A 25852-nucleotide genomic window follows, 5' to 3' on the forward strand; every position below is an offset into this window, starting at 1 on the left:
ATTTAATATTAAATTATGGGGTATTACAATCAAGACGCAATTTACACTATTTATGTTTTTTCACAATAAATTCATCATAAAATAGTTCATTATAAATGAATGCTAATTTTTAGTTGCGCTTTGTTTATAACGTTTGCTTTTTTTCTTTATTATGTATTATCTTGCAGACTTTATTGAAATTCGTACTGTAACCAAACTTTATATGTGTTTTAAGAGATTTGTTTTGTTGATGTTTTTGTGTAGTACCCTATTTGGTTATGCTCAAAAATCAGTTGTAAAATCAATAAGTTTGGAATGGGATATGTCCTCTGTTTTAGAAACATCTCAAGGGAATAAACAGTTGTTGCCTCTTGTAAAAGGTGGTTTTGTTGATGAAAACGGGGTTCCAGTTTATCAAATGTTTTGGGAGGTTCCTGAAGAAATGAATAATGTATCGTATACTTTAGAAAATATCGTATCCGAAACTGTTGATTCGAAATATTTAAATGCCATAGATAAGTCAAATTTATCTACTGAAGTTTCCAATAAATTGACGATTTCAAAGTCTCCTAAGCTATATGGACTGTCATTAGTCATCAATCCTTTGGTAAACATTAACGGTGAGGTTAAAAAACTCATTTCTTTTGATGTAGTTTATCAATTAACGAATAGAGCTCAAAAATTAAGTACTACGGCTAATTTTGGAGATTCTGTTTTGAAAGATGGTAGGTGGTTCAAATTTGCCATTGACAGAACAGGAGTGTTTAAGATTGACGCTGCATTTTTGAACAGTATTGGTTTGTCAACAGAAGGGTTAAACCCTAGAAATATTAGGATATATGGTAATGGTAGTGCTTTACTTCCAAATCTGAACAGTGATTTTAGGTATAATGACTTGCAAGAAAATGATATTCTAGTTGTTGGAGAAGAAGATGGTGCTTTTGACGAAAGTGATTATATATTGTTTTATGGAATAGGACCCGATGATTGGATCAATGATAGCGAAAGTACGATTCGGCACAGAAAAAATATTTATACCGAACGTGGTTTTTATTTTATTACTGTAGATAAAGGACCTGGTGCTCGAATTGCAACCAATGAACCGCTGATTTTTGATGCCACTGAGAGGGTAACAACATTTAAAGATTACATTTTTAAAGAAGACGAATTCGTAAATCTACTAGGAGGTGGCCAACAATGGTTTGGAGATGCTTTTGATGAGCAAAATATTCGAAACTATAGTTTGAATTTCGAGAATATCGATATATCTAAAGATATTCAGGTAAGAATTCGTGCTGCTGCTAGTTCTAATACAACGACACAATTGAGTGCAACGTTAAATGGTTCTCCTCTAGAAACCATGAATTTCTCTGCAATTAGTGTAGGAGCTGTTCGAAAGTATGATGATGATACCGTTGATGAATTTGTATCTGTGGATACTCCGAATATAAATATAAGCCTAAATTACAACAATAATGGTCTTCCAAATTCTCTATGTTATTTGGATTATATTGAAATAATTGGAGACAAATTGTTACGAGCAAATGGAAGTCAATTCGGATTCAGAAATTATTCTTCTCAAGATGTAGGTAAGGTACTTGAGTATTCAATTGAAAACAAAAATGCAATTTCTATGGTATGGGATGTAACTGATTTTTTGCATCCAAAAAGTATTTCAAATGAAAAACCCGAAGAAGCTTCTTATGACTTTAAAGCTTTGTCAGGGGTTTTTAGAGAATATAGAGTATTGAATACTAATGATTATTATGCTCCAATCGCAATAGAAAACGCTCAAATAGGAAATCAAAATTTACACGGATTACGAGATATTCAATACTTAATAATTACTAGAGAAGAGTTGGTAAGTCAGGCACAAAGAATCGCTAATTACCATCAGAATAATTCTGCTTTAAATTGTCGTGTTGTATCTCTTAAGCAGATTTATAATGAATTTGGCTCTGGTTCTCCAGATATTACTGCAATTCGTGATTTTGTAAAATATTTATACGATAATGCAACCTCTGAAGATAATAAAGTAAAATATTTATGCTCGTTTGGAGATTCGACTTATGATTATAAAGATAGATTAACAAACAATAATAATATAGTACCAGTTTATTTGTCATACGATAGTTTTAGCTTGGTAACGTCTTATGTTACTGATGATTATTATGGAATGATGGATTCTTGGGAGGGAACGATGCTTTCCACAGATAAACAGGATGTAGCTACAGGTAGAATATTAGTTTCTGATAATATTGAAGCCGAAATTGTGGTTAGTAAACTATTAAATTATTACACGAAAAATTCTTTTGGAGCATGGCGAAATTCTATCGTGATGTTTACCGATGATATGGATAATGCAAGTGAAGTTGTGTTTATGGAGGACATGGACAGGATTGCAGAAGCTGTAGTACTTCAGAAACCGCAATTGAATATCAAAAAGATTTATGCAGATGCCTATGTTCAATTAGAGACAGCAGGTGGAAGTAGATATCCGGATGTTAATGCTGCCGTCTCAAACTCAGTAGAGAAAGGAAGTCTAATGATCAATTACTTCGGGCATGGAGGAGAACAAGGTTTGGGTAGTGAACGTTTGATGACGATCAATGATATCAAATCATGGGTGAATTATGATAAGCCACCGCTTTTTGTGACCATTACTTGTGATTTCACTAGATTTGATAATCCATTCGTCTTTACAGCAGGAGAAGAAATGGTAGTTGCTAGAAATGGCGGAAGTCCAACATTGATAACAACAACGAGAGAAGTTTATATCAGGGAAGGGAGAAGATTTAACCAAACTTTGATGCCAAAAGTTTTAGACGTAAATAACGAAGGATATACGATTTCTGAAGCTTTAATGCATGCCAAAAATGAAACTCCGCTAGCAAGTAAACAGCATTTCTTCATTTATTCCATAGGTGATCCTGCAATGAGATTGGGAATTCCGGAACCAAATATAAAAGTCACACATATAAATGATAAAGATGTTACAGTTTCTCGTGATACTTTAAAGGCTTTGTCTAAAATAAAAATTACAGGTATCATTACTGATGGGGCTGATAATAAACTAACCGATTTTTCGGGAGAGCTTTCATCAACAATTTTTGATAAAATATCGCAAAGGTCTACCTTAAATAATGATGGATTTACCGAAGTTATTGACGGGGTTAGAGTTCCTATTATTAGAGATTTTAATGTGCAAGAAAGTAATGTCTACAGAGGTAAAACGAAGGTGGTTAACGGTGAATTTTCATATGAATTTATAGTTCCAAAAGACATAAAACTGTCTTTCGGGAAATCAAAAATTAGTTTGTTTGCAACCAATGATATAGATAATAAAGGAGGCGTTGATATTGAAACTATCATTGGAGGTTTGAATGAAAATGCAGAAGAAGACATTGAAGGTCCGGAAATAGCTCTGTATATGAATGATGAAACTTTTGTAGATGGAGCGAATACAAGTGCAACACCAAATTTAATAGCTCAATTTTCAGATGCAAGTGGTATCAATACTTCTTCTGGGGCAATAGGTCATGCAATTACAGCAGTAATTGATGGAGATGAGGGGAATCCGATTGAGTTAAATGAGTTTTATGAATCCGAAACAGGAGATTTTACAAAAGGTACTTTAACTTATACATTAAGAAATTTAGAACCAGGTCCACATACTTTGAAATTAAAAGTTTGGGACACATACAACAATGTCTCAGAAAAATCGTTATCTTTTACCGTGACTGAAGCATCTGAATTTCTTTTGGAGAATGTTTTGAATTATCCAAATCCATTTTTAGATTACACACAATTTTGGTTTACACATAACCAGCCAAATCAATTGTTAGATGTAAAAATATATATTTATACCGTTTCAGGTAAATTGATAAAATCTATAAACGAAGTTATTCAAACTCCAGGAAGTTTGTCTCGATCTATCTCATGGAATGGTCTTGACGATTTTGGAGACAGAATAGGAAAGGGAGTTTATGTTTATAAATTAGAAGTAAAAAATATTACAACGGGTGTAAAAGCCGAAAAATTTGAAAAATTAGTAATGCTTCAATAGAAGCCAAACCATAATTAAATGAGAATACAAAAAGCAGCAATACTATTTTTGCTATTACTAGGGGTAAATAATAATATCGTATCTCAGGCTCCTGAGCCTAATCCAATTTCTACAGTTGCACCTTTGATGATGATTAATTCTGATGCGAGGTCAGCAGGTCAGGGTGATGTTGGTGTAGCCACAACTTCTGATGCAAGCTCAATTTACCACAACTCGGCGAAAATGGCCTTCAATACTTCAGAATATACCGTAGGAGTTAATTATACACCTTGGTTGCAAAACCTTGTTGACGGTTTGTTCGTGGGTGGTTTTTCAATTATCAATCGTATTGATGAAAGAAGTGCTTGGGGAGCAAATTTGAGGTATTTTTCTTTGGGGACTATTGATTTATATGATGATATAGGTATTCCGCAGGGTGTTGAGAACCCAAATGAGTTAACTGCAGCAGTTTCTTACGCATTAAAATTGAATGATTATTTCTCTATGGGAGTTGCATTGCGTTATATTCGATCTGATTTGTCGATAAAGTCTTCCAATACAGATATTTCTCCAATCAATGGTTTTGGGGTAGATGTAAATGGATTTTACCAATCTCCTGAAAAAAATTATGGAAGTTTCAATGGTCGAATAAGAGCTGGATTTAATATTTCGAATTTAGGACCTAAAGTTTCGTATACATCAGGAGTAGAAAATTTTATTCCAACTCGTTTGCGTTTAGGAGGTGGATTTGATTTTATTTTAGATAATTATAACACGATTGCAGTAACTACGGAGTTTTCTAAATTATTGGTTCCAACACCGCCAATTAGAGATTCTTCAGGTAATATTATTAAGGGACAAGATGATAATGTTGGTTGGGTTGAAGGTATGTTCCAGTCTTTCTCTGATGCACCTTATGGTTTCGGTGAAGAAATGCAAGAAATTACTGTAGGTTTGGGGGCAGAATATTTATATAATAATTCTTTTGCTTTACGAGCTGGTTATTTTCATGAAAGTGAGATGAAAGGTAATCGTCAATATTTTACTATGGGTGGTGGAATCAAAGCAAAATCATTTAATATAGATTTATCTTATTTGGTGAATACGGCTTCTGCTTACAATCCTTTAGAAAGTACACTTCGTTTTTCTTTATCATTTGATATTGGAGATATTTACGATAATTTTTAAATTATTTTTGTGGATATAGATTCTCGTGAAGATTTGCATAAAATCGTGTCGCTTTTTTATCAAAAATTATTTGATGATAGTGAAATGAAGCAATTTTTTACGGATTTTTTGGAGCCAACTTTTCTTGAGAAACATCTTCAAGTTTTAGTAGATTTTTGGTATGGTGTATTATTCCATTCCGGAACGTATTCTAAAAATGCTATGGCACCTCATATGCAAAAGCATCGCGAAATGCCTTTTAACTCTAAACATTTTAAAAAGTGGATGTTGTTATTTTCTGATTCAATTGATGCTCTTTTTGAGGGAGTTAATGCAGAAACCTTAAAAAACAGAGCTCAATCCATTGCGACTGTAATGGAGTTGAAGATTTTACACAAGCCAGAGGATGTTTAAACGATCATTTTGTTGTCATTTGTATAGATGTATGTATTTTTGCAACTGAAATATTTTCTGGCGATAAAATCGTTTGGTGGAATTAAAAAATAAATTATGTCGGTTTATTCTGTTATTACTGGAACTGGAAGCTGTATTCCAACTCTTATCAAAAAAAATTCTGATTTTTTAGATAGTACTTTTTTAAATGAGGATGGTACAAGTTTTTCAAATGACAATGAGACCATTGTTCAAAAATTTAAAGAAATAACTGGTATTGAAGAAAGAAGGTATGCTGAAAGTGGAGTCAATGCTTCTGATCTAGGTGCGGCGGCTGCTGAAAAGGCTATCGTAAAAGCTGGCATTGACAAAAATACGATAGATCAGATAATTGTTGCACATAATTTTGGTGATGTCGCTGAAGGAAGTATTCAAGGTGATACATTGCCGAGTGTTGCTTCAAAAATTAAAAATAAATTAGGAATACAAAACACTTCATGTATTGCTTATGATTTGCTTTTTGGTTGTCCTGGTTGGGTTCAAGGGGTTATTCAAGCCGAGGCTTTTATTAAGTCTGGTATGGCGAAGAGAGTATTGGTTATAGGAACAGAGACATTATCGAGAGTAGTCGACGATTACGATCGAGATTCAATGATATATGCAGATGGTGCAGGTGCTGTAATTATTGAAGCAGTCGAGAGTGATGAGCCAATTGGTGTTTTAAGTCATGGAGCGCAAACGTTTACTGAAGAAGAAACGAATTATTTGTTTTTTGGAGAATCTTATAAAGACGATGTGAAAAACACGACGCGATACATTAAAATGTACGGTAGAAAGATTTATGAATTTGCATTGAATAATGTGCCTAATGCAATGAAACAAGTACTTGATAACAGTGGTGTTTCTATTGATCAAGTGAAAAAAATCTGCATACATCAAGCCAATGAGAAAATGGATGAGGCAATTGTAAAAAGATTCTTTAGATTGTATAAAGCTAAAGTTCCAAAAGGCGTTATGCCTATGAGTATCCATAAATTAGGGAATAGTTCTGTAGCTACAGTTCCTACTTTGTTAGATTTAATCTTAGAAGGAGAAATGGAAGGACAAGAAATCAACAAAGGTGATGTGATTATTTTGGCATCAGTAGGGGCTGGTATGAACATTAATGCTGTTGTTCATAAATTTTAAGCTATTATTTCTTCACAAATTCGATATCGAAAAGATTTGTCAAGTGTTTGAGTGTTTTTTCTTTCACTTCGTTTTCTGATATTTTTTTACCTAACTCAGCTTCCATGGAAGTAACAGCTTTCCCTTTTATACCGCAAGGAATAATATTATCGAAATAACCCAAGTCGACATTTACATTTAATGCAAATCCATGCATGCTTACCCATCTACTGCATCGTACGCCTAAAGCGCAAATTTTTCTAGCAAACGGAGTTCCAGTATCAAACCAAACTCCAGTTTCTCCATCACTGCGTTCCCCTTTTAATCCATACTCAGCTAAGGTTAAAATGATAGCTTCTTCTAGAAAGCGTAAATATTTATGAATGTCTGTGAAAAAATTTTCCAAATCAAAAATAGGGTATCCTACGATTTGTCCAGGTCCATGGTAGGTAATATCACCGCCTCTATTGCTTTTATAAAACGTAGCTCCTTTGGCTTCAAGTTGCTTTTCGTTCAGTAAAAGATTGCTCAAATCACCGCTCTTCCCTAATGTGTATACATGAGGATGCTCTACAAATAAAAAATAGTTTTCTGTTTCAATAGAAGTTTCGTTATTTCGATTTTCCATTTTTTTAGCAACAATCGCATCAAACAGTTCTACTTGGTAATCCCAAGCTTCTTGGTATCCTTTTTTGCCAATATCTTCTATGTAAACCTTTTTATTCATCTTCAGTATGCCAATTCTATTGCAATGCAAAGGTCTGAAAAAATAACGAGTTTTAGCTTTAGATACTAAGACTTGTTTTTTTAAGTTATCTATATGAAAATACTTACCTTGAATAATGTATTTTTGTTTAAAATTTGTTGATCAATGTCAATTAAAGTAACAGATATTAGCAAGTATTATGATGCACAAAAGGCGTTAGATACTGTTGGTTTTTCAATCGAAAAAGGAGAGGTTGTTGGGTTTTTAGGACCAAATGGTGCTGGTAAGTCTACATTGATGAAAATTCTCACTGGTTTTTTGTTACCGGATGAAGGATGTGTTATGGTATGTGGAATAGATGTTGAACTAGATCCTATCAATGCGCAAAAGAAAATAGGCTATTTACCTGAACAGAATCCGTTGTATGAAGAAATGTACGTACGTGAATATTTACTTTTTGTGGCAGAATTACATGGCGTTCAGAAAAACAATATTGAAACACTTGTCGAACGAATTGGATTGACGCCAGAAGCAAACAAAAAAATAAAAGAACTTTCTAAAGGGTTCAAGCAAAGAGTTGGTTTGGCTGCAGCTTTGTTGCATGATCCTGAAGTGTTGATTCTCGATGAACCGACCACAGGCTTAGACCCAAACCAATTGATAGAAATTAGAGAGTTGATAAAAGAACTTGGTACAAACAAAATTGTTTTATTCTCAACACACATCATGCAAGAAGTGGAAGCTGTTTGTGATAGAGTACTGATTTTAAAAAATGGGAAGATAATTGCTGATGAGAATTTGCAAGAGCTAAAGGCACAACAGCAACAGGTTATCGAAGTAGCTTTTGATTTTCAAATTGAAGAACGTTTCTTGAAAGAGATACCATATCTTGAAAAATGTATATGTGTGAGCGGAAGTAATTGGGAGTTGTATTTCTCAACAGCAGAAGATATGCGTTCAGAGGTTTTTGATTTTGCTAATAAAAATGGGTTGAAAATTATTCAGCTAAACACTCAAAATAAAAATTTAGAAAGTTTGTTTACAGAATTAACTAGTTAGTATCATTTACTTTCAATCTTGCATTGGCCGTTATTGCTACTTGACTAAAGTTGTTGTCTAAATATTTGTAATAGCCTGCAATAGCTATCATTCCTGCATTGTCTGTCGTGTATTCGAATTTTGGAATGTAAGTAGTCCATCCATATTTGTTTTCAGCTTCTTGAATTCTTTTTCGAACTTCAGAGTTGGCAGAAACGCCCCCTGCAATAGCGATATGTTTGATACCTGTTTCTTTCACGGCATTTTTTAATTTGTCCATCAATATAGTAACAATTGTATGCTGTAATGAGGCACAAATATCATGTAAGTTTTCTTTGATGAAATTCGGATTTGTTTTTTCTTCTTTTTGAATGAAGTACAAAAAAGCGGTTTTCAAACCACTAAAGCTAAAATCCATGGCACCTACTCGAGGTTTTGTAAACTTGTATGCTTTGGGGTTTCCTGTCTGAGCGTATTTGTCAATTAAGGGGCCACCTGGATAAGGAAGGTCTAATATTTTGGCCGATTTATCATATGCCTCTCCAACAGCATCGTCGATAGTTTCACCCAATACCTTCATCTCAAAGTAGTTTTCTACTTTTACAATTTGTGTATGCCCCCCGCTAATGGTTAAACAGATAAATGGAAAAGGAGGTTTTTTACTGTTTTCTTCCTCTATAAAATGAGCCAAAACGTGCCCTTGCATGTGGTTGATATCTAACAAAGGTATGTTCAAACTTTGCGCTAAAGATTTTGCGAATGAGGTACCAACAAGTAAAGATCCCATTAAACCAGGTCCGCGTGTAAAAGCTATGGCATTTAAGTCTTTTTTGTCGATATTTGCTTTTTGAATCGCTTGTTGAACAACAGGTACTATATTTTGCTGATGAGCACGTGAAGCTAATTCTGGAACGACACCACCGTATTCAGCATGAATTTCTTGATTGGCTACTGTATTTGATAAAATTCTATCATTACAAATAACGGCAGCACTCGTATCGTCACAAGATGATTCAATGGCAAGGATGTAAACAGGTTTATTCGACATATATAACGGTTTAGGCATTCTTTTTGCAAACAGAGAACAAAAATAAAGCATATCAAACGAATAAGAAAAATACTCATCAGGTTTTTAGCAATTGTTTTGCTTTTATTGGTTGTTCTTAGTTTTTTATTGACACTACCTTCAGTTCAAACAAAAATCGGGACGAAAGTTTCACAGTTTTTAAAAGAAAAGTACGATACTGATATTACGGTAGACCAAATAAAAATAGCGGTAGTTGGTGACCTTGAATTAAAAGGGATATTGATAAAAGATCACCATAATGATACCTTGATTGCTGCTAAGAAGTTAACAACAGGCCTGAAAGAGATAAATTCTCTTTTGCGAAATAGACTGTCATTAGGTGAAGCAGATATTTTCGATGGCGTATTTCATATGATCACATATGAGGGAGAAGAAACTAATAATTTAACTGTTTTTTCTAGAAAATTCTCTAATAAAAACAAAACGAAAAAGAAATCATTCCGTCTGAATGCTCCAAGAATTGGACTCCATAATATCAATTTTGATATCGTCAATCAGAACAAAAAAAAATCGCCAATTGTTTATTACAATAAAATTGAGGGAGATGTAAAAGATTTTAATCTTAATGGTACTTTACTTGATTTAAAAGTAGTAAACACTAGTTTTGTTGAAAATCATGGTTTAGAGGTGGAAAACCTATCTACAGGGTTTACGTATTCACCGACAAAAATGGAATTTGAAGATGCCGTTTTAGAAACATCACATTCTAAATTAAATGCGAAAATAGATTTTGATTATTCGGGGACAGATATGCAAGATTTTATAAATAAAGTAAAAATCGATGCTGCGTTTTCTAATTCTAAGGTTTCTATTAAAGATTTAAAAAAACTATACAAAGAACTTGGTGGTAATGAAACGTTTTTTGTGAAGAGTAGGTTTAGAGGTACGTTGAATAATTTTAAACTTTCAAATTTTAATTTAACGTCGACTTCTCAATTTGTTGTAAAGGGCAATTATCACTTTAAACAAGCAATTTCTCAAGGAAATTCTTTTAGTATCAATGGTATAAGCGAACAGGTTACAGCAAATTATTCTCAGTTAAAAGCATTGTTACCAAATATTATTGGTAAAAATATTCCCTCGGAGTTTAAGAAAATTGGAAAGTTTACGTTAACCGGCTCAACTTTAATAACCAAAAGCCTTTTAGACTTGGCAATTGATATTAAATCAAGTGTTGGAAAAGCAAGCGTTGATTTGGAATTGCAAAATTTTGATAATATTGATGAAGCTTCTTACGAAGGTTATGTAAATGTTACAAATTTTCAGTTGGGTAAAATGGTCGGTAATCCGCTGATTGGAAAGTTGTCTTTCGAAGGTGAAGTAAGTGGAGCAGGGTTTAGAATAGATAACATTAACACCTCATTGATTGGAATCGTTTCGAAACATCAATACAAAGGATATACTTATCGGGGGATTCAAGTAGATGGTTTCTTTCAAAACAACTTATTCAACGGTCATATGAATGTCAATGACCCAAATATAAGAATGGAGTTTACGGGGTTGGCAGATTTATCTTCAGAAAAAAACAAATTCGATTTTAGTGCCAAAATAGAGAAGTTCGATTTAAAAAAACTCAATCTTTTTGAAAGAGATAGTGTCTCACTAGTTAGAGGTAATATTGATATCGATTTAGTGGGGAACTCTATAGATGACATTGTTGGATCAGCCAGTTTTTCTGATGCTACTTATATCAACGAATACCAAGAACATCGTTTTGAGAATTTTTATTTAAAATCTGAAATGAATGAAAAAGTTAGGGTACTAACTTTCGATTCACAAGATATTATTAATGGTCAAGTAAAAGGTGAGTTTCAATTCAAAGATTTGAAACATTTGGTTGAAAATTCATTGGGTAGTATGATGACAAATTATGCACCACATGAAATAAAGCAAGATCAATTTATTGAGTTTGATTTTGAAATTTTCGAGCAAATTATTCCTGTGATCTCTCCAAAAGTTAGTTTGCTGTCGAGTGCTAGTTTGAAAGGTAAAGTGGTTGGTGAAAACAATGAAATAAAAATGCTTTTCGAAACACCAAAATTACGTGTCAATAAAACTTTTGTAGATAGTGTTAGTCTTAAGTTGGATAATAAAAACCCATCTTTAAACACCAATTTTATTGTCAAGAAAATTAAGACGCCAAAATATACATTCAGAGACATCAACCTTTACAATAAGAAAATAAACGACACCTTATTTTTTAGAACGGATTTTACTGGTGGCGCAGAGAATAAAGAGCGGTTCGGAATGGTATTTTATTATACGATTGATAAAAATAAAAACTCTGTTCTTGGAATTTTGGAATCGAAAATTTTATTCAAAGACAAAGAATGGAAAATTAACCCTGAAGGAAATAAAGAAAATAAACTGGTTTTTGATTTATACAAACAAGAGTATCAAATTAAAGAAATTGAATTGTTGACAGAAGGTCAAGAAATTCGATTTGAAGGGGTGATTCGAGATTCTACTTATAAAAATTTGAACATGAAGTTCAATAACGTAAATCTCGATCAAGTAATGCCAAAAATAGATAGTCTTTCTTTGAGTGGTATTATCGATGGAGATTTAAACTTTAAACAAGAAGATGGTATCTACAATCCTTTGGGTAATTTGCAAATCAAAGAATTTACGATCAATGAATCTTTTCAAGGTGATTTGAATATGCATATCAATGCAAAAGATTCTTACGAGAAATACAAAGTAGATATTTCTTTATTAGATGATTCGTTCAAAAGACTAAACGCGACAGGGTTAATTGATATCAGTCCAAAAGTCCCAGCGATTGATTTGAATGTGAGTTTAGACGCTTTTAATTTAAATGCATTTAGTCCGCTAGGTAAAAATGTATTATCTCATTTACGAGGCGTAGCCAATGGCGGTTTTAGTGTTAAAGGACCACTTTCTAATCCAAATATGGATGGGGTGTTGTATTTAAAAAATGCAGGTTTTACATTTCCGTATTTAAATGTTGATTACAACTTGATACAATCTCCTCGAGTGTTGTTGAAAGGACAATCTTTTGTTTTTGATAATCTTTCGTTACAAGACACCAAGCATTTGACTAGAGGAACAATAAATGGTTCTATAGAACATTCATTCTATAAAAATTGGGAGTTAAATTTAAGTTTAAAATCAGATCGAATTCTTGTTTTAGATACAGAAGATGGAGAAAATGTTGCCTATTATGGAACAGGGTATATATCAGGAGAATCAAAAATTTCTGGTACAACGAATGATTTAAAAATTGATGTAAAAGCAAAAACATTAGAAGGGACGAAGTTTGTTATACCATTGAATGATGTCAAAGCTGTAGAGAATTCTAATTTGATACATTTCAAATCTTTGACAAATGTAGATTTCGAAAATTCATTTTTGAACAATGACTTTTTGATTGAAAAATTTCAAGGTTTGTCTCTTAACTTTGATATTGATGTAACTCCAGATGCCGAGGCCGAAATTGTAATTGATAGGGTTTCTGGTAGTTCTTTGAAAGGTACAGGTTCGGGTAATTTGTTGATAGAAATCGATACCAAAGGAAAATTTAATATGTATGGTGACTATCTCATCGATAAAGGGAACTACAATTTTATCTATGGAGGAATCATTAATAAACCTTTCGAAATTCAAAAAGGAGGAACTATTTCTTGGGACGGTGACCCAATGAATGCGAACCTAAATATTCAAGCAATACACACCGTAAAGGCAAATCCAAAAGTATTGTTGACGGACTTAAATACCAACAGGAAAATTTCGGTCGATTTGATTACTGATATCAGTGGGGGACTTTTTAATTCTCAAGAAGATTTTAGTATAGTAATACCCAATTCAAGTTCAACAGTAGCCTCAGAGTTGTCTTTTGTTTTAAATAACGATGATGAAAACGCCACCTTAAGACAGTTTTTTTCATTGCTAATTACTAAAAGTTTCTTTAATGAAGATAATGCAGTTTCTACAAGTAGTTCTGCAATTACGGGTACTACTTCAGATATTATTTCTGGAGCGTTGTCAGATATATTTAACGAAGAAGGAGATAAGTTTCAAATCGATTTAGGATATACTTCAGGTGATAAAAGTAATGTTGAAGAATATAATATAGACAACCAGGTAGATATTTCCTTAAAAACGCAAATAAATGATCGAATATTGATTGATGGAAATTTAGGAGTACCTGTAGGTACAAAAACGCAATCGAATGTCATTGGAGAAGTGAAAGTTGAAATTTTGGCCGATGATGATGGGAATTTAAGATATACAGTATTTAATAGACAAAACGAAGTTCAATATTCTCAAGAAGAAGAAGGTTATACCCAAGGGATAGGTTTGATTTATCAAATTGATTTTAATAACCTAAAAGAAATGTTTACAAAATTAGGATTTAGAAGAAAAAAAAGAAATACTTTTGATGCGCTTGATAAGGAGCAATATTCAGATGAATTAATTTTGGTTGTTCCTTCTATATTATAAGAATTAAAATAAAACAAATGAAAAAGCACACGTTAGTAATTCTGGCTGCTGGTATGGGAAGTCGTTATGGAGGTTTGAAACAATTAGATCAAATGTCTGAAGATGGAGACACGATTATAGATTTTTCTCTTTTCGATGCGATTGAAGCAGGCTTTAAAAAAGTCGTATTTATCATTCGTGAATCTTTTAAAGAAGAGTTCGTTAAAATATACGACGAACGTTTGAAAGATAAAGTAGAGGTCGCTTATGTATGTCAAGAATTAGATAAAATACCAAGTGGATATGAAGTAAGCAAAGATCGTGTGAAGCCTTGGGGAACCGGACATGCCACTTTAATGATTAAAGACGTGGTAGACGGAAACTTTATCGTGATTAATGGAGACGATTTTTACTCTAAAGGTGCATTTAGAACAATTATAAAACAATTAGATGTTTTAGATGCTAACTCTTACGATATGTGTATGGTTGGTTACAACTTAAAAAATACGATTTCTGAAAATGGATACGTTTCTCGAGGTGAGTGTTTTGTGAACGAATCTAATGAGTTAACAAATATTATTGAAAGAACTCATATCGAAGAAGTGAATGGTCAAATTCAAAGAAAAGATGATCAAGGTAATTTTGTTCCTATGGATGAAAATTCAATAGTATCGATGAATTTTTGGGGATTTACACCGAAATATTTAGAAGTATTAGAGCAAGAATTTGAAAGCTTTCTTGTAAAGCGTTCTAAAGAACTGAAAAGTGAATTTTTTATACCAACTGTAGTAAATAAGATTATCGAATCGGGTAAAGGTTCAGTAAAAGTTCTTACATCTGATGCGAAATGGATGGGAGTAACCTATGCAGAAGATAGACCTATTGTAGTTGAAGCAATTGCTAAATTAAAATCAGAAGAAATTTATCCAAAAAATTTCTGGTCTTAGTTTATTGCTTTGACAACTAATCCATAAAAAGACTAAGAGACCATTAATCGGGGTTTTTAGTCTTTTTTTGTTATTAATAAGTTAATTATTAGTGAGTTTCAAAAATAAAATATCGCTTTGTAAGAATAAAATCTTATTTTAGTACTTCTGTAAAATTAACAAAAAATCTAGGGGGTTTTACAGTAAAAAACATGTGTTTTAGCCGAAAACGTTTTCGTATAAAACTGTCTAAATAAGTATTACGACCTAATAATAATAGTAATTTTACTACAATATTTTAGAAAGATGAATATACAGTTAAAAAAGATAGCAGTCATGACCTCAGGAGGAGATTCTCCAGGGATGAATGCAGCAATTAGATCAGTAGTAAGAACATGTGCTTATCACAAAGTAGAATGTGTTGGTATCTATCAAGGATACCAAGGGATGATAGAAGGAAATTTTGTGAGTTTAAATGCAAGAAGTGTAAACAATATCATCAACAAAGGTGGTACGATGTTGCAATCTGCAAGATCTATGGAGTTTATGACTCCAGAGGGAAGAGCAAAAGCTTATGAAAATTTAGTTGCCAAAGGTATTGAAGGATTAGTGATTATTGGAGGAGATGGTACTTTTACAGGAGGTATGATCTTTAATCAAGAACATAATTTCCCAATTATAGGAATTCCTTGTACAATCGATAATGACATCTACGGAACTCAATTTACATTAGGATATGACACAGCATTAAATACTGTTGTAGAAGCTATTGATAAAATTAGAGATACCGCTTCTTCTCACAACAGATTGTTTTTTGTTGAAGTGATGGGTAGAGATGCAGGATTTATTGCTTTAAACGCAGGTGTTGGAGCAGGAGCAGAGGAGATTTTAATTCCAGAAGAAAATATTGGATTAGAAAAAATGCTTGAGTCTCTGATTAAAAGCAAAGAATCTGGAAAAACTTCGAGTATTGTGGTAGTGGCTGAAGGAGAGAAAACAGGGAAAAATATTTTTGAATTGGCAGAATATGCTGAAGAAAATTTACCTGAATACGATATCCGAGTATCTGTTTTAGGACACATGCAAAGAGGAGGAGCACCAAGTTGTTTTGATAGAGTTTTGGCAAGTAGATTTGGAGTAGCAGCTGTAGAGTTGTTATTGTCTGGATCTTCTAATTTAATGGTTGGTTTTGTAAACAATGAAATCAAATACACGCCATTAGAAAAAGCAGTGAAGGAAAACCACGCAATTGATGAAGAACTTTTAAGAGTTTCTGATATCATGACTGTATAAATAAAAATAGTAAGAATAAATTAAATTTAGAAAAATGATTAAAATAGGAATTAATGGATTTGGAAGAATCGGAAGATTTGCTTTTAGATCTGCAGTAGCAAGAGAAAATGTACAAGTAGTTGGAATCAACGATTTGTTAGATGTTGATTATTTAGCATACATGTTGAAGTATGATTCAGTACACGGTCCTTTTCAAGGTACTGTTGAGGTAGCAGATGGGAAATTAATCGTTAACGGTAACGAAATTAGAATTACTGCTGAGCGTAATCCTGCTGACTTAAAATGGGATGAAATTGGAGCTGAGTACATTATCGAATCTACTGGATTCTTTTTAACTAAAGAAACTGCAGGTGGTCACTTAGAAGCTGGAGCTAAAAAAGTAGTTTTATCTGCTCCATCTAAAGATGATACTCCAATGTTTGTAATGGGTGTAAACAATACTGACTTGAAAGCAGATGAGAAAATTTTCTCTAACGCTTCTTGTACAACTAACTGTTTGTCTCCTATCGCAAAAGTATTAAACGATAACTGGGGAATCGCTGAAGGTTTAATGACTACGGTTCATGCTGCTACAGCAACTCAAAAAACTGTTGATGGTCCTTCTATGAAAGACTGGAGAGGTGGACGTTCTGCGATCCATAACATTATACCTTCTTCTACTGGTGCTGCAAAAGCAGTAGGTAAAGTAATTCCTTCTTTGAATGGAAAATTAACTGGTATGGCTTTTCGTGTACCAACTATGGATGTTTCTGTTGTTGATTTAACTGTAAAATTAGAAAAACCAGCTACTTATGCTGAGATTTGTGCAGCTATGAAGTCGGCTTCTGAAAACGAAATGGCTGGTGTATTAGGATATACTGAAGATTTAGTAGTTTCTCAAGATTTTGTTGGAGAAACTCGTACTTCTGTATTTGATGCTAATGCTGGTATCGCATTGACAGATAACTTTGTGAAAGTTGTTTCTTGGTACGATAACGAAATCGGATACTCTACTAAAATTGTTGACTTAATTGAGTACGCTGCTACTTTGTAAGAGGCACAATTTTTTTTATTATATTAAAATCTCGGTTTTAAAAACCGAGATTTTTTTTGCTTTCTAATTAGTAATATACTTGGGTAGAAATGCTTATTTTGCATTAAAATTTATAAGATATAGATATGGAAATTGCAATAATTGCACATGATGGGAAAAAAGCCGAAATGGTTCAGTTTTTGTCAAAACACAAAGAGTTGATACTAAAAAATAATATTGAATTGATATCTACAGGTACTACTGGTGGACATGCAGAAAACTCTGGATTATCTGTTACAAAGTACCTTTCAGGTCCTATGGGTGGAGATGCACAAATCGCAGGTAGAGTAGCCGAAGGAAAAGTGTCGATGGTGTTGTTTTTTAGAGATCCTCTTGAAAAACATCCGCATGAGCCAGATGTATTAATGTTGATGCGTTTGTGCGATGTGCATAATGTGCCATTAGCAACAAACCCAGCAACTGCTGCTCTATTGATGGAGGCTTTAGGGTAATATTAATTGATAGAAAAAAGTTAATTTCTCCCGAATAAACGGCTGAAGAAATTTCCTTTTTTCTTCTTTTTTTCTTGAGTCGTTGAATCCTTTTTTGTTTTGTTTTTATCGAAAAAATCAAAGAATTTTTCAACAGTGTTTTCTTCTCTATAGTAGTCACAATTACAAGCTTCTACGATAGCTTCATTGAATTCTGGAAAACCAGCAGAAAGGGTTTTGCTGAGTTCTTGTTCTTTATATTTGTGAGCAAGAATACCACCTACGATAGGTAATGCTGCTACTGAGCCACCTCCAATACCAGAGCCTAAACTTATACTTGGGTATTTGCAACCTACCCAGCTACCAATAATCATATTTTGATTGAATCCGATAAACCAAGAATCACTATATTCTTGAGAAGTACCAGTCTTACCAGCCCAATCTCCTTTTGCTTTGTATACCGTTTTTAGTTTGTTTGCCGTTCCATTATCAACAACTCCTTTTAGTAAATATTGCATTGTTTCTAAGGTAGAGTTACTAATGTCGTTTGGTTCGATGGATTGTGGTTTGTGTTCATAAATGATCGTTCCGGTTGCTGTTTTTATAGAACGGATCATATAGGGGGCTATACTATTATTTCTTGTAGCAAATGGAATGTATGCATGTACCAACTCTTTAAGAGAATAAGTGGTTGAGCCTAAGGCTGTAGAAGGAACATTTCGCAGGGTTTTTGAAAGTCCAAGTGCATCCACAGTTTCTTGCATTTTTTTATGTCCCACCTCGAAATAGGTTTCTATAGTAGGGATGTTCATACTTTTTGCCAATGCACCTGGCATAGAATAATAACCACCTTCTGAGTGATCATAATTTTCTGGTTGCCAACTATCATACTCTTCATATACTTTAAATTCATTGTTGATCCAATCACAAGGATGTTGTCCGTTTTCCAAAGCTGCTGCATAGACAAATGGCTTAAAGGTTGAAGCGGATTGCCTTTCACTTGTAATAAGGTTGTATGGCAAATATTGATAATTATTTCCTCCTATATAAATTTGCACGGCACCTGTATGTACATCAACACCATATACTGCAGCACTTATCATTTTCAAGTAGTGATGAATTGAATCTATTTTTGAAAAATTCTGTGTCGAGTTTTGCCAATCAAAGATGAATTTCTTTTCTTTCTTTTTTGCAGAATCTATAATAGCGTTGTTGCTGAGTTTTAGTTTTTTGTAGATCCTATAATCTTTCGTGTTTTCCCATTCTTTTTCAACGATTCTTTTGATTATTTTTTTGCGCTTCAAATAATTCCAATGATTGTCCATTTTCTTTTGAAGTTGCATTAAGTGTTTTTTTCGAGATGCTAATGCCGTGTTTTGCAATTCAGAAATTAGTGTCGTGGAAATAATCAATCCATCTTGTTCTAAATCCCATTGTTTACCATCCTCTTTTAAATGGTTTTTAAGAATCGTTTTTGCTTCATTTTTAACTTGATGTAAAAAGTAACCATTAGGGTTTTGTTGCAATAGGTTTTTATAATTCGTCGTTAATGGTGTTTTACTAGCTTTCGTTTTTTCATTCAAACTAATAAAACCAGCTTTTTCCATTTGAGAGAGTACAACATTCCTTCTTCGTTTGGCGTGTTCAGGATGTTTTCTAGGGTTGTAATAAGAATTGGCTTTTAGCATTCCTATCAAAACAGCACTTTCTTCTAATGATAAACGTTGCGTAGTTTTGGAAAAATATCTTTGAGCTGCTGATTCAATTCCATAAACTCCTTCTCCGAATGGAACTGTGTTTAGATACAATTCAAGAATATCGTTTTTACTGTATATAGTTTCTAATCGATTCGCAAGTATGGCTTCTTTTGTCTTGTTTACAGGCATCGATAAATATGAAAAATTTTTTCTGTGGAATAAATTTTTCGCGAGTTGTTGCGAAATAGTACTTCCTCCTCCAGCAGAGCTGTTTCTTAGTATTATTGATTTTACCAATACTCGAAGCATTGCTATTTTATCAATTCCATCGTGCTCGTAAAAACGAACATCTTCAGTTGCAATTAAAGCATTGATTAAATGTTTCGGAATTTTGTCAAAAGTGATTTGTGTGCGATTGGTCAAATAATATTTTCCTAATATTTCATCATCAGCACTATAAACAATGCTTGCTTGAGCTTGTTTGATATCAGATAATTCTTTAGAACTCGGTATGGGGCCGAATCCACCAACCAATACGGTACCGATGAATACAGCAAGTAATACTGACAATAACAGTGCTAGTTTTAAAAAGAAGATGATGATTTTTTTTCGCATCGAGGCTTATTTATAGGCGATCATTGAAATTTCAACGTTTACATTTTTGGGAAGTTTTGCGACTTCTACCGTTTCTCTTGCAGGAGCTGTATCTTCATTGAAATAATTTCCATAGATTTTATTTATGTTTCCAAAATTATCCATGTCACTAATAAATATCGATGATTTTATTACATTATCAAAAGTCATGTCAGCAGCTTGTAGAATGGCTTCTAGATTATGCATTACCTGTGTTGTTTCTGCTTCTATTGAATCTAAAACAAACGCTCCATTCGTTGGGTTGATGGCAATTTGTCCAGAGATATATAAAGTTTTACCTTCAATTAACACAGCTTGATTGTAGGGACCTAAAGGTGCCGGAGCATTTTCGGTGTTGATAATTTTTTTCATATGTGAGTTTTTTCAAAAATAATAAATGTAAAAATTATTTCCTTTTGATTTCTAAGATTTCAAAATGAGAACGGTGATCAAAAAGATGCTCAGAATTTCACATCTGATCGTTGTAGTTGTATTTATAGATTTGAGGTTTTTTTGAGTTAGGTTTTCTATTCTTACAATCATATTACTAGAACGAATAAAAAAACTTTTTCGTTTCTTTTTTATAATTAAAAAGGGTAGTTATGTAACTACCCTTTTAGTTTATTCTTCAATTAGGTCAATATGTCTATCGTGGTAACCTAGTAAGTATAGTACTCCATCCAGACCAATACTAGATATTGAGCTTTGCGCATTGTCTTTTACTTTTGGTTTTGCATGGAAAGCAATTCCTAAACCGGCTAAATTCAACATCGGTAAGTCATTAGCCCCATCACCAACGGCAATTGTTTGACTGATATTGATGCCTTCTTGTGCTGCAATTTGCTTTAGGTATTCTGCTTTTTTGTTACCATCAACAATTTCGCCTAAGTACCCTCCTGTCAAGGCACCGTCTTTAATTTCAAGTTGGTTGGCATACACATAGTCTATTCCTAGTTCTTTCTGAAGATAATGACCAAAGTACGTAAATCCACCAGATAAGATTGCCGTCTTAAACCCATAGCTTTTTAATGTGTTGATCAAGCGATGCGCTCCTTTTGTTATAGGTAAGTTTTTAGCTACTTCTTGTAAAACTTCTTCACTTAGGCCCTCTAACAATGCCATGCGTTTTTTGAAACTTTCATTAAAATCAATTTCACCCTGCATAGCAGATTCAGTAATGGCTTTTACCTGAGTACCAACACCAGCTAATTCTGCCAATTCATCAATCACTTCTGTTTGAATCAAGGTAGAATCCATGTCGAAGCAAACGAGCCTTCTGTTTCTTCTATAAATATTGTCTTCTTGAAAGGCAATGTCAACATCTAAGTCTCTAGATATTTGCATGAATTTAGAAGTTACCGATTCTTTGTCTTTTATTTCTCCTCGAATTGAAAGTTGAATTGAAGCTCGAGGGTACGGATCGTTTTTAACCAATGAAGTTCTACCTGTTAGTCTTTTTATAGAGTCGATATTCAGGTTGATATCAGAAATCACATTTGTCACCGCAGAAATTTGTTCAGCAGCTAATTTTTCTCCTAATATGGTTACTATATATCTGTTTTTACCTTGAGTAGATACCCAATTTTCATACTTTTCTAAAGTAATAGGCTTGAATTTCGCTGTGATGCCCAATTCGTATGCTTTAAAAAGTAAATCTTTTAATACAGGAGCAGAGCTTGAGTTTGCTTTGATTTCAAACAAAATTCCAAGTGATAGTGTGTCGTGAATGTTTGCTTGTCCGATATCTAGTACTTTTGCACCGTATGCTGCTAGTACTCCTGTTAAACTAGCCGTAAGACCAGGTTTGTCTTGACCTGAGATGTTTAATAAAATGATTTCTTTTGACATGTCATTTGAGTTTATGATAGTTCTTTTATTGTTAGAAGAGACGTTGATCTGGTGCACTTCTTTTTTCGTATTTTAAATCGCTTAACATAGGTGATTTTACACCAATATAAAAATAATAAGATGTTCTGTCTCCAAAAGGAACCCAGTTGAAGTTAACTTTCCAACTGTCTAGATCTCGTGAAAATCTAAGTTGTGTATAGGTGAAGCCAGCATTTACAAAATCGTAACCGGATGAAACTCCTACTTTCCATTTTGGAGTTAGTTCTACATCACCAGTAAACATTAAACTGTTGTTTGTTATCTCGCTTTCTCGGTTGCTATTTGAATAGGTGCTTGAATAAGATAGTCGAAGCGACCAAGGTATACTATTTTTGTACAGTACAACTTTTTCGTCTTTTCTGGAGTTTTCGTCATCAGGATTATTACCGTTGTTGAACTGGTCATTCGTCATACTTTGTCCAAACAAATCTGTGTTTTGTTCATTTAGTATTTCGTTCTCGTCTTTGTCTTTATCCTTGTCTTTCTTCTTTTCATCTTTATCGAAGTCCTTATTAGACAAAGAATAACTCATAGTAATATTCGCTCTAGTCAAACGAAACAAGCTTCCTCCATTGTTTATGTTATAGGTGTCATATCGTTGTCCGTTTGCATTGATAGCATAAGGATCAAGTGATGCTCCACCATTTATACTTAGCTTATTGTTGAAAATTTGAGTTCCTGCGGTTACATTCACAGGACTCCATTTCAAACTATCAGCAGCGATGTTATAACTAGTTGAGAAATTTAAATTATTCAATATAGTTATCTTTTTAAATTCTTCATCACCGGTAGCTTCGTCATCTCTTACTTTGGCTTCAAAATTATTATTCAAAGACATTCCAACTGTTTGAGACATTCCTTTCGAAGGTTGCCCATATACACCTCCTTCAAAAGGAGTGTATTCGATTTTGTCCAATGGATCTCCACTTTGTTGCACTTCTTCATAATAATACCCAAAGTCTGGTCTGTAGTTGTATGAAATTGAAGGACGAACAGTATGGCGAATGGCTTCTAGTTTCTTTCCTTTGAATTTGAACATACCATAAATGTTTGTTGATAAGGAGGCTCCAGCAGAATATTCTCTAAAGGAAGCAAAACCATCTATTGTATCTGTTACAGCAACTTGCTCGTCAGGATCGTATGTTTTTTCGATTGATTTAAAATACCAGACTTCTTTATAATTAGCAGAAGGAGAAAGTGTAAAATACTTTAACATTTTCATGTTGGTACTCGCTGAAACATCTTGTTGTATACCTGCTTTCGCTTCGTCAAACATTTTTGGTGTAAAAAAATCTTCTTCTTTCACAACCATTCGGTTGTCTCCTTTCAAAGCATAATTCAACCCGATTTTTTGAAAGGCATTTTTCTGAGTACCCGACTTCGGAGCAAATGGGAAAATACGATCCATGTTGAATTGCAACGAAGGCAAAGTCATGGTGATTTCTTCTGTATTTGTGTTTTGAGAATGAGAAGCAGATACAGAAAAATTAAACGGAGTACCAACTATTTTTCTGTAGTATGAAACAGATGAACTAAGCGTGTTGGTCAAAGCGTTTGAATTGTTGTATTCATTCAAAGATTGACTGTAGTATTTACTACTACCTAAATTTACAGATGCAGAAAGTTTTGAGTTAGGGTTCGCTTTAGAATCTTGCGTGTGAGACCATCTGATGTTGTAATTTTGACTTTTACTATAGTCATCAAAACCTTGAACACTATAGATTAGATTTTCATACCTAAAACTCATATTACCAGAATATTTGTACCTTTTTTTGTAAGATGATGCTAGGTTTACTCCCCAACTACCGTTCGAGTATAAATCTCCTAAAACTGTCAAATCAAAAAAGTCATTTCCAGCAAAATAATATCCTCCATTCTGAAAAAAGAATCCTTGACTAACTGACTGTCCGTAGGTAGGTACTACGATTCCTGATGTTTTTGTTGTGGTTAAAGGCAAGTATGCAAATGGTAAAAATACCGGTGTTGGTACATCTGCCACAACAAGGTGTGTAAACCCTACAATAATTTTTTTTCCTGGAACTATTTTTGCCTTGCTCGTTTGTAGATAATAATCTGGGTTTGCTTTGTCTGATGTTGTAAATCGAATTTTTCGAACATAAATGGTAGAGTCATTTAATCTTTTCATTTTTTGTCCAAGCGTGTAGATTCCGTCTTGTTCAGTTTTCAAACCATACACTAAAGCTTTGTCAGTTTTGAAATTAAAAACAATGGAGTCTTGTTCTGATTCTTCGCCGCCTTGATTGAAAACAGGAACTTGCGTGTATTCGCCGACACTGTCTTTGATACCTTTTGCAGTTACCGTATTTGTTTTATAGTCAATTTTGATGTCACCTGCCTTGATGTTTACATCTTTGTAAGTTATTTCGGCATTATTGTAAAGAGAAACTTTTTTGTTTACCACATCTTCAATAATGTAATCGTCAGCAGTGTGGTCAATAATAGCGTCAACAGCACCTTTCTGTTCTTCTTGAGGAGCCAGACTATCTTGTTGGATACTGTCGTTTGCAATTAAATTTTCAGGAGGAGGGATGCTATCGTTAAGACTAAGTTTTTGGTTCGCTTCTTCTTGAATTTCTTCTTTGGTTTGAGCGTAGCTTTGCGTGGTTGCTATGAAGATAAACCCCAGTAATAAAAGTATGTATTTTATATTTGTTCGCAATGCTTTATATGCTATTTTTGTGCTATTAGTCTTGCTTTTTTGAGCAACTTCATAAGTTGCCAAAATTAATTAAAAAATATTGATGAACTTGTTACATTCTTCTAAAATTAACCATAAAATCAAACAAATTGTTTTTTTGTTAATTTTTTTTCAAACTATTTGTTTTTTGCCTGCAATTTCGGGGCAAGAAAAAATCTTTACAGTGGTGTTAGATGCGGGACATGGCGGAAAAGATCCGGGTAAAGTTGGTTACAAGAAATACAAAGAAAAAGACATAGCTTTAGATATTGTTTTACGCGTTGGAAAAATCTTAGAAAAAGGTAGGAATATTGAAGTGATTTATACTCGAAAGAAAGATGTTTTTATCGATTTATGGGAGCGCGGTAGAATTGCAAATCGAGCGGATGCAGATTTGTTTGTTTCGGTGCATTGCAACGCACACAATTCGCAAGCATCAGGATCAGAGACTTGGGTTCTAGGATTGCATGCGAATAAAAGAAATTTTGAGGTAGCAAAAGCAGAAAATGAAGTGATTTTGCTAGAGGAAAACTATCAGGAAAAATACAAAGGTTTTAATCCAAATTCTCCTGAGTCGATGATTGGACTTACTTTAGAACAAGAAGAAAATCTCGATGAAAGTATTTTATTGGCAAGTTCGATTCAGAAGTATTTTAAATCGAAGTTAAAGCGAACCGATAGAGGTGTAAAACAAGCAGGGTTTGTTGTGTTGCATCAAACTTACATGCCAAGTATATTGATAGAAACAGGTTTTTTAACCAATAAAAAAGAAGGGGCCTATCTCTATTCAAAAAAGGGGAAATCAGAAATGGCTTCTGCTATATCTGGAGCCATGTTGAATTATATAGATGGTATCCGTTTGAACACAGTTTCAGAGGTCGCTACATTGCCTGTATCGACGAATAATATTTCAAAATCACATGAAGAAAAACCTTATTTCAAAATTCAAATAGCTTCCGGAAAAACAAAAATTAGTACTGCAAGTTATAATTTCAAAGGACTAAAGAATATAGAACGTGTACCAGTTGGTAGTTATTACAAATATTATCTTGGGAATACAGAAAGTTATGATGAAGCGAAATCACTATTAAAAAAGGCTAAGAAAGCAGGGTACAAATCTTCATTTATTGCGGCGTTTGTTGGCAATGAAAGAATTTCTTTAGCAGACGCAATTAAGTAGTATTTAATTT

The 25852-nt window shown here is 33.5% G+C and carries 17 protein-coding genes; 11 read left to right on the forward strand and 6 right to left on the reverse strand.

Annotated elements, in window-relative coordinates; translation table 11 throughout:
- Positions 1-202: 202 nt before the first annotated feature.
- The 4 genes from porU (at position 203) to F6P99_RS12355 (ending at position 6772) form a co-directional block, all read left to right on the forward strand.
- Entirely contained in the window at positions 203-4045 is a 3843-nt protein-coding gene (porU, locus tag F6P99_RS12340; RefSeq protein WP_193316075.1) for a type IX secretion system sortase PorU, read from the forward strand.
- A gap of 18 nt (positions 4046-4063) precedes the next feature.
- The gene (gene porV / locus F6P99_RS12345) at positions 4064-5212 is read left to right on the forward strand and encodes a type IX secretion system outer membrane channel protein PorV (protein WP_152287799.1); all 1149 of its coding nucleotides are present in this window, start codon (positions 4064-4066) and stop codon (positions 5210-5212) included.
- Positions 5213-5221: 9 nt separating this feature from the next.
- A complete protein-coding gene (locus F6P99_RS12350; protein ID WP_193316076.1) occupies positions 5222-5605 on the forward strand; it encodes a group III truncated hemoglobin in 384 nt (127 codons plus the stop codon).
- 96 nt (positions 5606-5701) lie between these two features.
- Positions 5702-6772: a 3-oxoacyl-ACP synthase III family protein gene (locus F6P99_RS12355; protein WP_152287801.1), complete on the forward strand. Its 1071-nt coding sequence runs from the start codon at positions 5702-5704 to the stop codon at positions 6770-6772.
- Between the two features lie 4 nt (positions 6773-6776).
- On the opposite strand, the gene lipB is transcribed toward F6P99_RS12355, so the two are convergent.
- Positions 6777-7478 (reverse strand): lipoyl(octanoyl) transferase LipB, encoded by a 702-nt coding sequence (lipB, locus tag F6P99_RS12360; protein ID WP_152287802.1) that lies wholly within the window; start codon positions 7476-7478, stop codon positions 6777-6779.
- A gap of 144 nt (positions 7479-7622) precedes the next feature.
- Here lipB and gldA point away from each other — a divergent pair, with 144 nt between their 5' ends.
- The gene (gene gldA, locus F6P99_RS12365) at positions 7623-8516 is read left to right on the forward strand and encodes a gliding motility-associated ABC transporter ATP-binding subunit GldA (RefSeq protein WP_152287803.1); all 894 of its coding nucleotides are present in this window, start codon (positions 7623-7625) and stop codon (positions 8514-8516) included.
- Here the strand turns inward: gldA and tsaD are convergent.
- Complete coding sequence (gene tsaD / locus F6P99_RS12370) at positions 8509-9543, reverse strand: tRNA (adenosine(37)-N6)-threonylcarbamoyltransferase complex transferase subunit TsaD (protein WP_152287804.1); 1035 nt, start codon at positions 9541-9543, stop codon at positions 8509-8511. The genes gldA and tsaD overlap by 8 nt on opposite strands.
- 126 nt (positions 9544-9669) lie before the next feature.
- On the opposite strand from tsaD, the gene F6P99_RS12375 reads away from it, so the two are divergent.
- The 5 genes from F6P99_RS12375 (at position 9670) to F6P99_RS12395 (ending at position 17768) form a co-directional block, all read left to right on the forward strand.
- Positions 9670-14046, forward strand: a complete 4377-nt coding sequence (locus F6P99_RS12375; protein ID WP_193316077.1) for a translocation/assembly module TamB domain-containing protein — start codon at positions 9670-9672, stop codon at positions 14044-14046.
- A gap of 17 nt (positions 14047-14063) precedes the next feature.
- A complete protein-coding gene (locus F6P99_RS12380; RefSeq protein WP_152287806.1) occupies positions 14064-14972 on the forward strand; it encodes a sugar phosphate nucleotidyltransferase in 909 nt (302 codons plus the stop codon).
- A 285-nt stretch (positions 14973-15257) separates the two neighbouring features.
- Positions 15258-16244, forward strand: a complete 987-nt coding sequence (gene pfkA, locus F6P99_RS12385) for a 6-phosphofructokinase (RefSeq protein WP_152287807.1) — start codon at positions 15258-15260, stop codon at positions 16242-16244.
- A gap of 34 nt (positions 16245-16278) precedes the next feature.
- A complete protein-coding gene (gene gap, locus F6P99_RS12390) occupies positions 16279-17277 on the forward strand; it encodes a type I glyceraldehyde-3-phosphate dehydrogenase (RefSeq protein ID WP_152287808.1) in 999 nt (332 codons plus the stop codon).
- A 125-nt stretch (positions 17278-17402) separates the two neighbouring features.
- Positions 17403-17768, forward strand: a complete 366-nt coding sequence (locus F6P99_RS12395) for a methylglyoxal synthase (RefSeq protein ID WP_152287809.1) — start codon at positions 17403-17405, stop codon at positions 17766-17768.
- A 20-nt stretch (positions 17769-17788) separates the two neighbouring features.
- Here F6P99_RS12395 and F6P99_RS12400 read toward each other — a convergent pair whose 3' ends face one another.
- The 4 genes from F6P99_RS12400 to F6P99_RS12415 all read right to left on the reverse strand — a co-directional run bounded on the left by F6P99_RS12400 (position 17789) and on the right by F6P99_RS12415 (position 24644).
- Positions 17789-20059 carry a transglycosylase domain-containing protein gene (locus F6P99_RS12400; RefSeq protein ID WP_152287810.1) on the reverse strand — a complete coding sequence of 757 codons (2271 nt, stop codon included), beginning with the start codon at positions 20057-20059 and terminating at the stop codon, positions 17789-17791.
- A gap of 6 nt (positions 20060-20065) precedes the next feature.
- The gene (locus tag F6P99_RS12405) at positions 20066-20449 is read right to left on the reverse strand and encodes a Rid family detoxifying hydrolase (protein ID WP_152287811.1); all 384 of its coding nucleotides are present in this window, start codon (positions 20447-20449) and stop codon (positions 20066-20068) included.
- A gap of 249 nt (positions 20450-20698) precedes the next feature.
- A complete protein-coding gene (serB, locus tag F6P99_RS12410; protein WP_152287812.1) occupies positions 20699-21925 on the reverse strand; it encodes a phosphoserine phosphatase SerB in 1227 nt (408 codons plus the stop codon).
- A 31-nt stretch (positions 21926-21956) separates the two neighbouring features.
- Positions 21957-24644 (reverse strand): putative LPS assembly protein LptD, encoded by a 2688-nt coding sequence (locus F6P99_RS12415; RefSeq protein ID WP_152287813.1) that lies wholly within the window; start codon positions 24642-24644, stop codon positions 21957-21959.
- A gap of 166 nt (positions 24645-24810) precedes the next feature.
- Between F6P99_RS12415 and F6P99_RS12420 the strand changes: the two genes are divergently transcribed.
- Complete coding sequence (locus tag F6P99_RS12420; RefSeq protein WP_226913076.1) at positions 24811-25842, forward strand: N-acetylmuramoyl-L-alanine amidase family protein; 1032 nt, start codon at positions 24811-24813, stop codon at positions 25840-25842.
- Positions 25843-25852: the final 10 nt, after the last annotated feature.

It is taken from the genome of Flavicella marina (genome assembly GCF_009193215.1).
Taxonomy (GTDB): Bacteria; Bacteroidota; Bacteroidia; order Flavobacteriales; family Flavobacteriaceae; genus Flavicella; species Flavicella marina.

Coding starts and splice junctions, on each gene's coding strand:
- serB (WP_152287812.1), bottom strand. CDS start 21,925: ATGTCAAAAGAAATCATTTTATTAAACATCTCAGGTCAAGACAAACCT.
- tsaD (WP_152287804.1), bottom strand. CDS start 9,543: ATGTCGAATAAACCTGTTTACATCCTTGCCATTGAATCATCTTGTGAC.
- F6P99_RS12405 (WP_152287811.1), bottom strand. CDS start 20,449: ATGAAAAAAATTATCAACACCGAAAATGCTCCGGCACCTTTAGGTCCC.
- porU (WP_193316075.1), top strand. CDS start 203: ATGTGTTTTAAGAGATTTGTTTTGTTGATGTTTTTGTGTAGTACCCTA.
- porV (WP_152287799.1), top strand. CDS start 4,064: ATGAGAATACAAAAAGCAGCAATACTATTTTTGCTATTACTAGGGGTA.
- F6P99_RS12395 (WP_152287809.1), top strand. CDS start 17,403: ATGGAAATTGCAATAATTGCACATGATGGGAAAAAAGCCGAAATGGTT.
- F6P99_RS12355 (WP_152287801.1), top strand. CDS start 5,702: ATGTCGGTTTATTCTGTTATTACTGGAACTGGAAGCTGTATTCCAACT.
- gap (WP_152287808.1), top strand. CDS start 16,279: ATGATTAAAATAGGAATTAATGGATTTGGAAGAATCGGAAGATTTGCT.
- pfkA (WP_152287807.1), top strand. CDS start 15,258: ATGAATATACAGTTAAAAAAGATAGCAGTCATGACCTCAGGAGGAGAT.
- gldA (WP_152287803.1), top strand. CDS start 7,623: ATGTCAATTAAAGTAACAGATATTAGCAAGTATTATGATGCACAAAAG.
- F6P99_RS12380 (WP_152287806.1), top strand. CDS start 14,064: ATGAAAAAGCACACGTTAGTAATTCTGGCTGCTGGTATGGGAAGTCGT.
- F6P99_RS12400 (WP_152287810.1), bottom strand. CDS start 20,059: ATGCGAAAAAAAATCATCATCTTCTTTTTAAAACTAGCACTGTTATTG.
- lipB (WP_152287802.1), bottom strand. CDS start 7,478: ATGAATAAAAAGGTTTACATAGAAGATATTGGCAAAAAAGGATACCAA.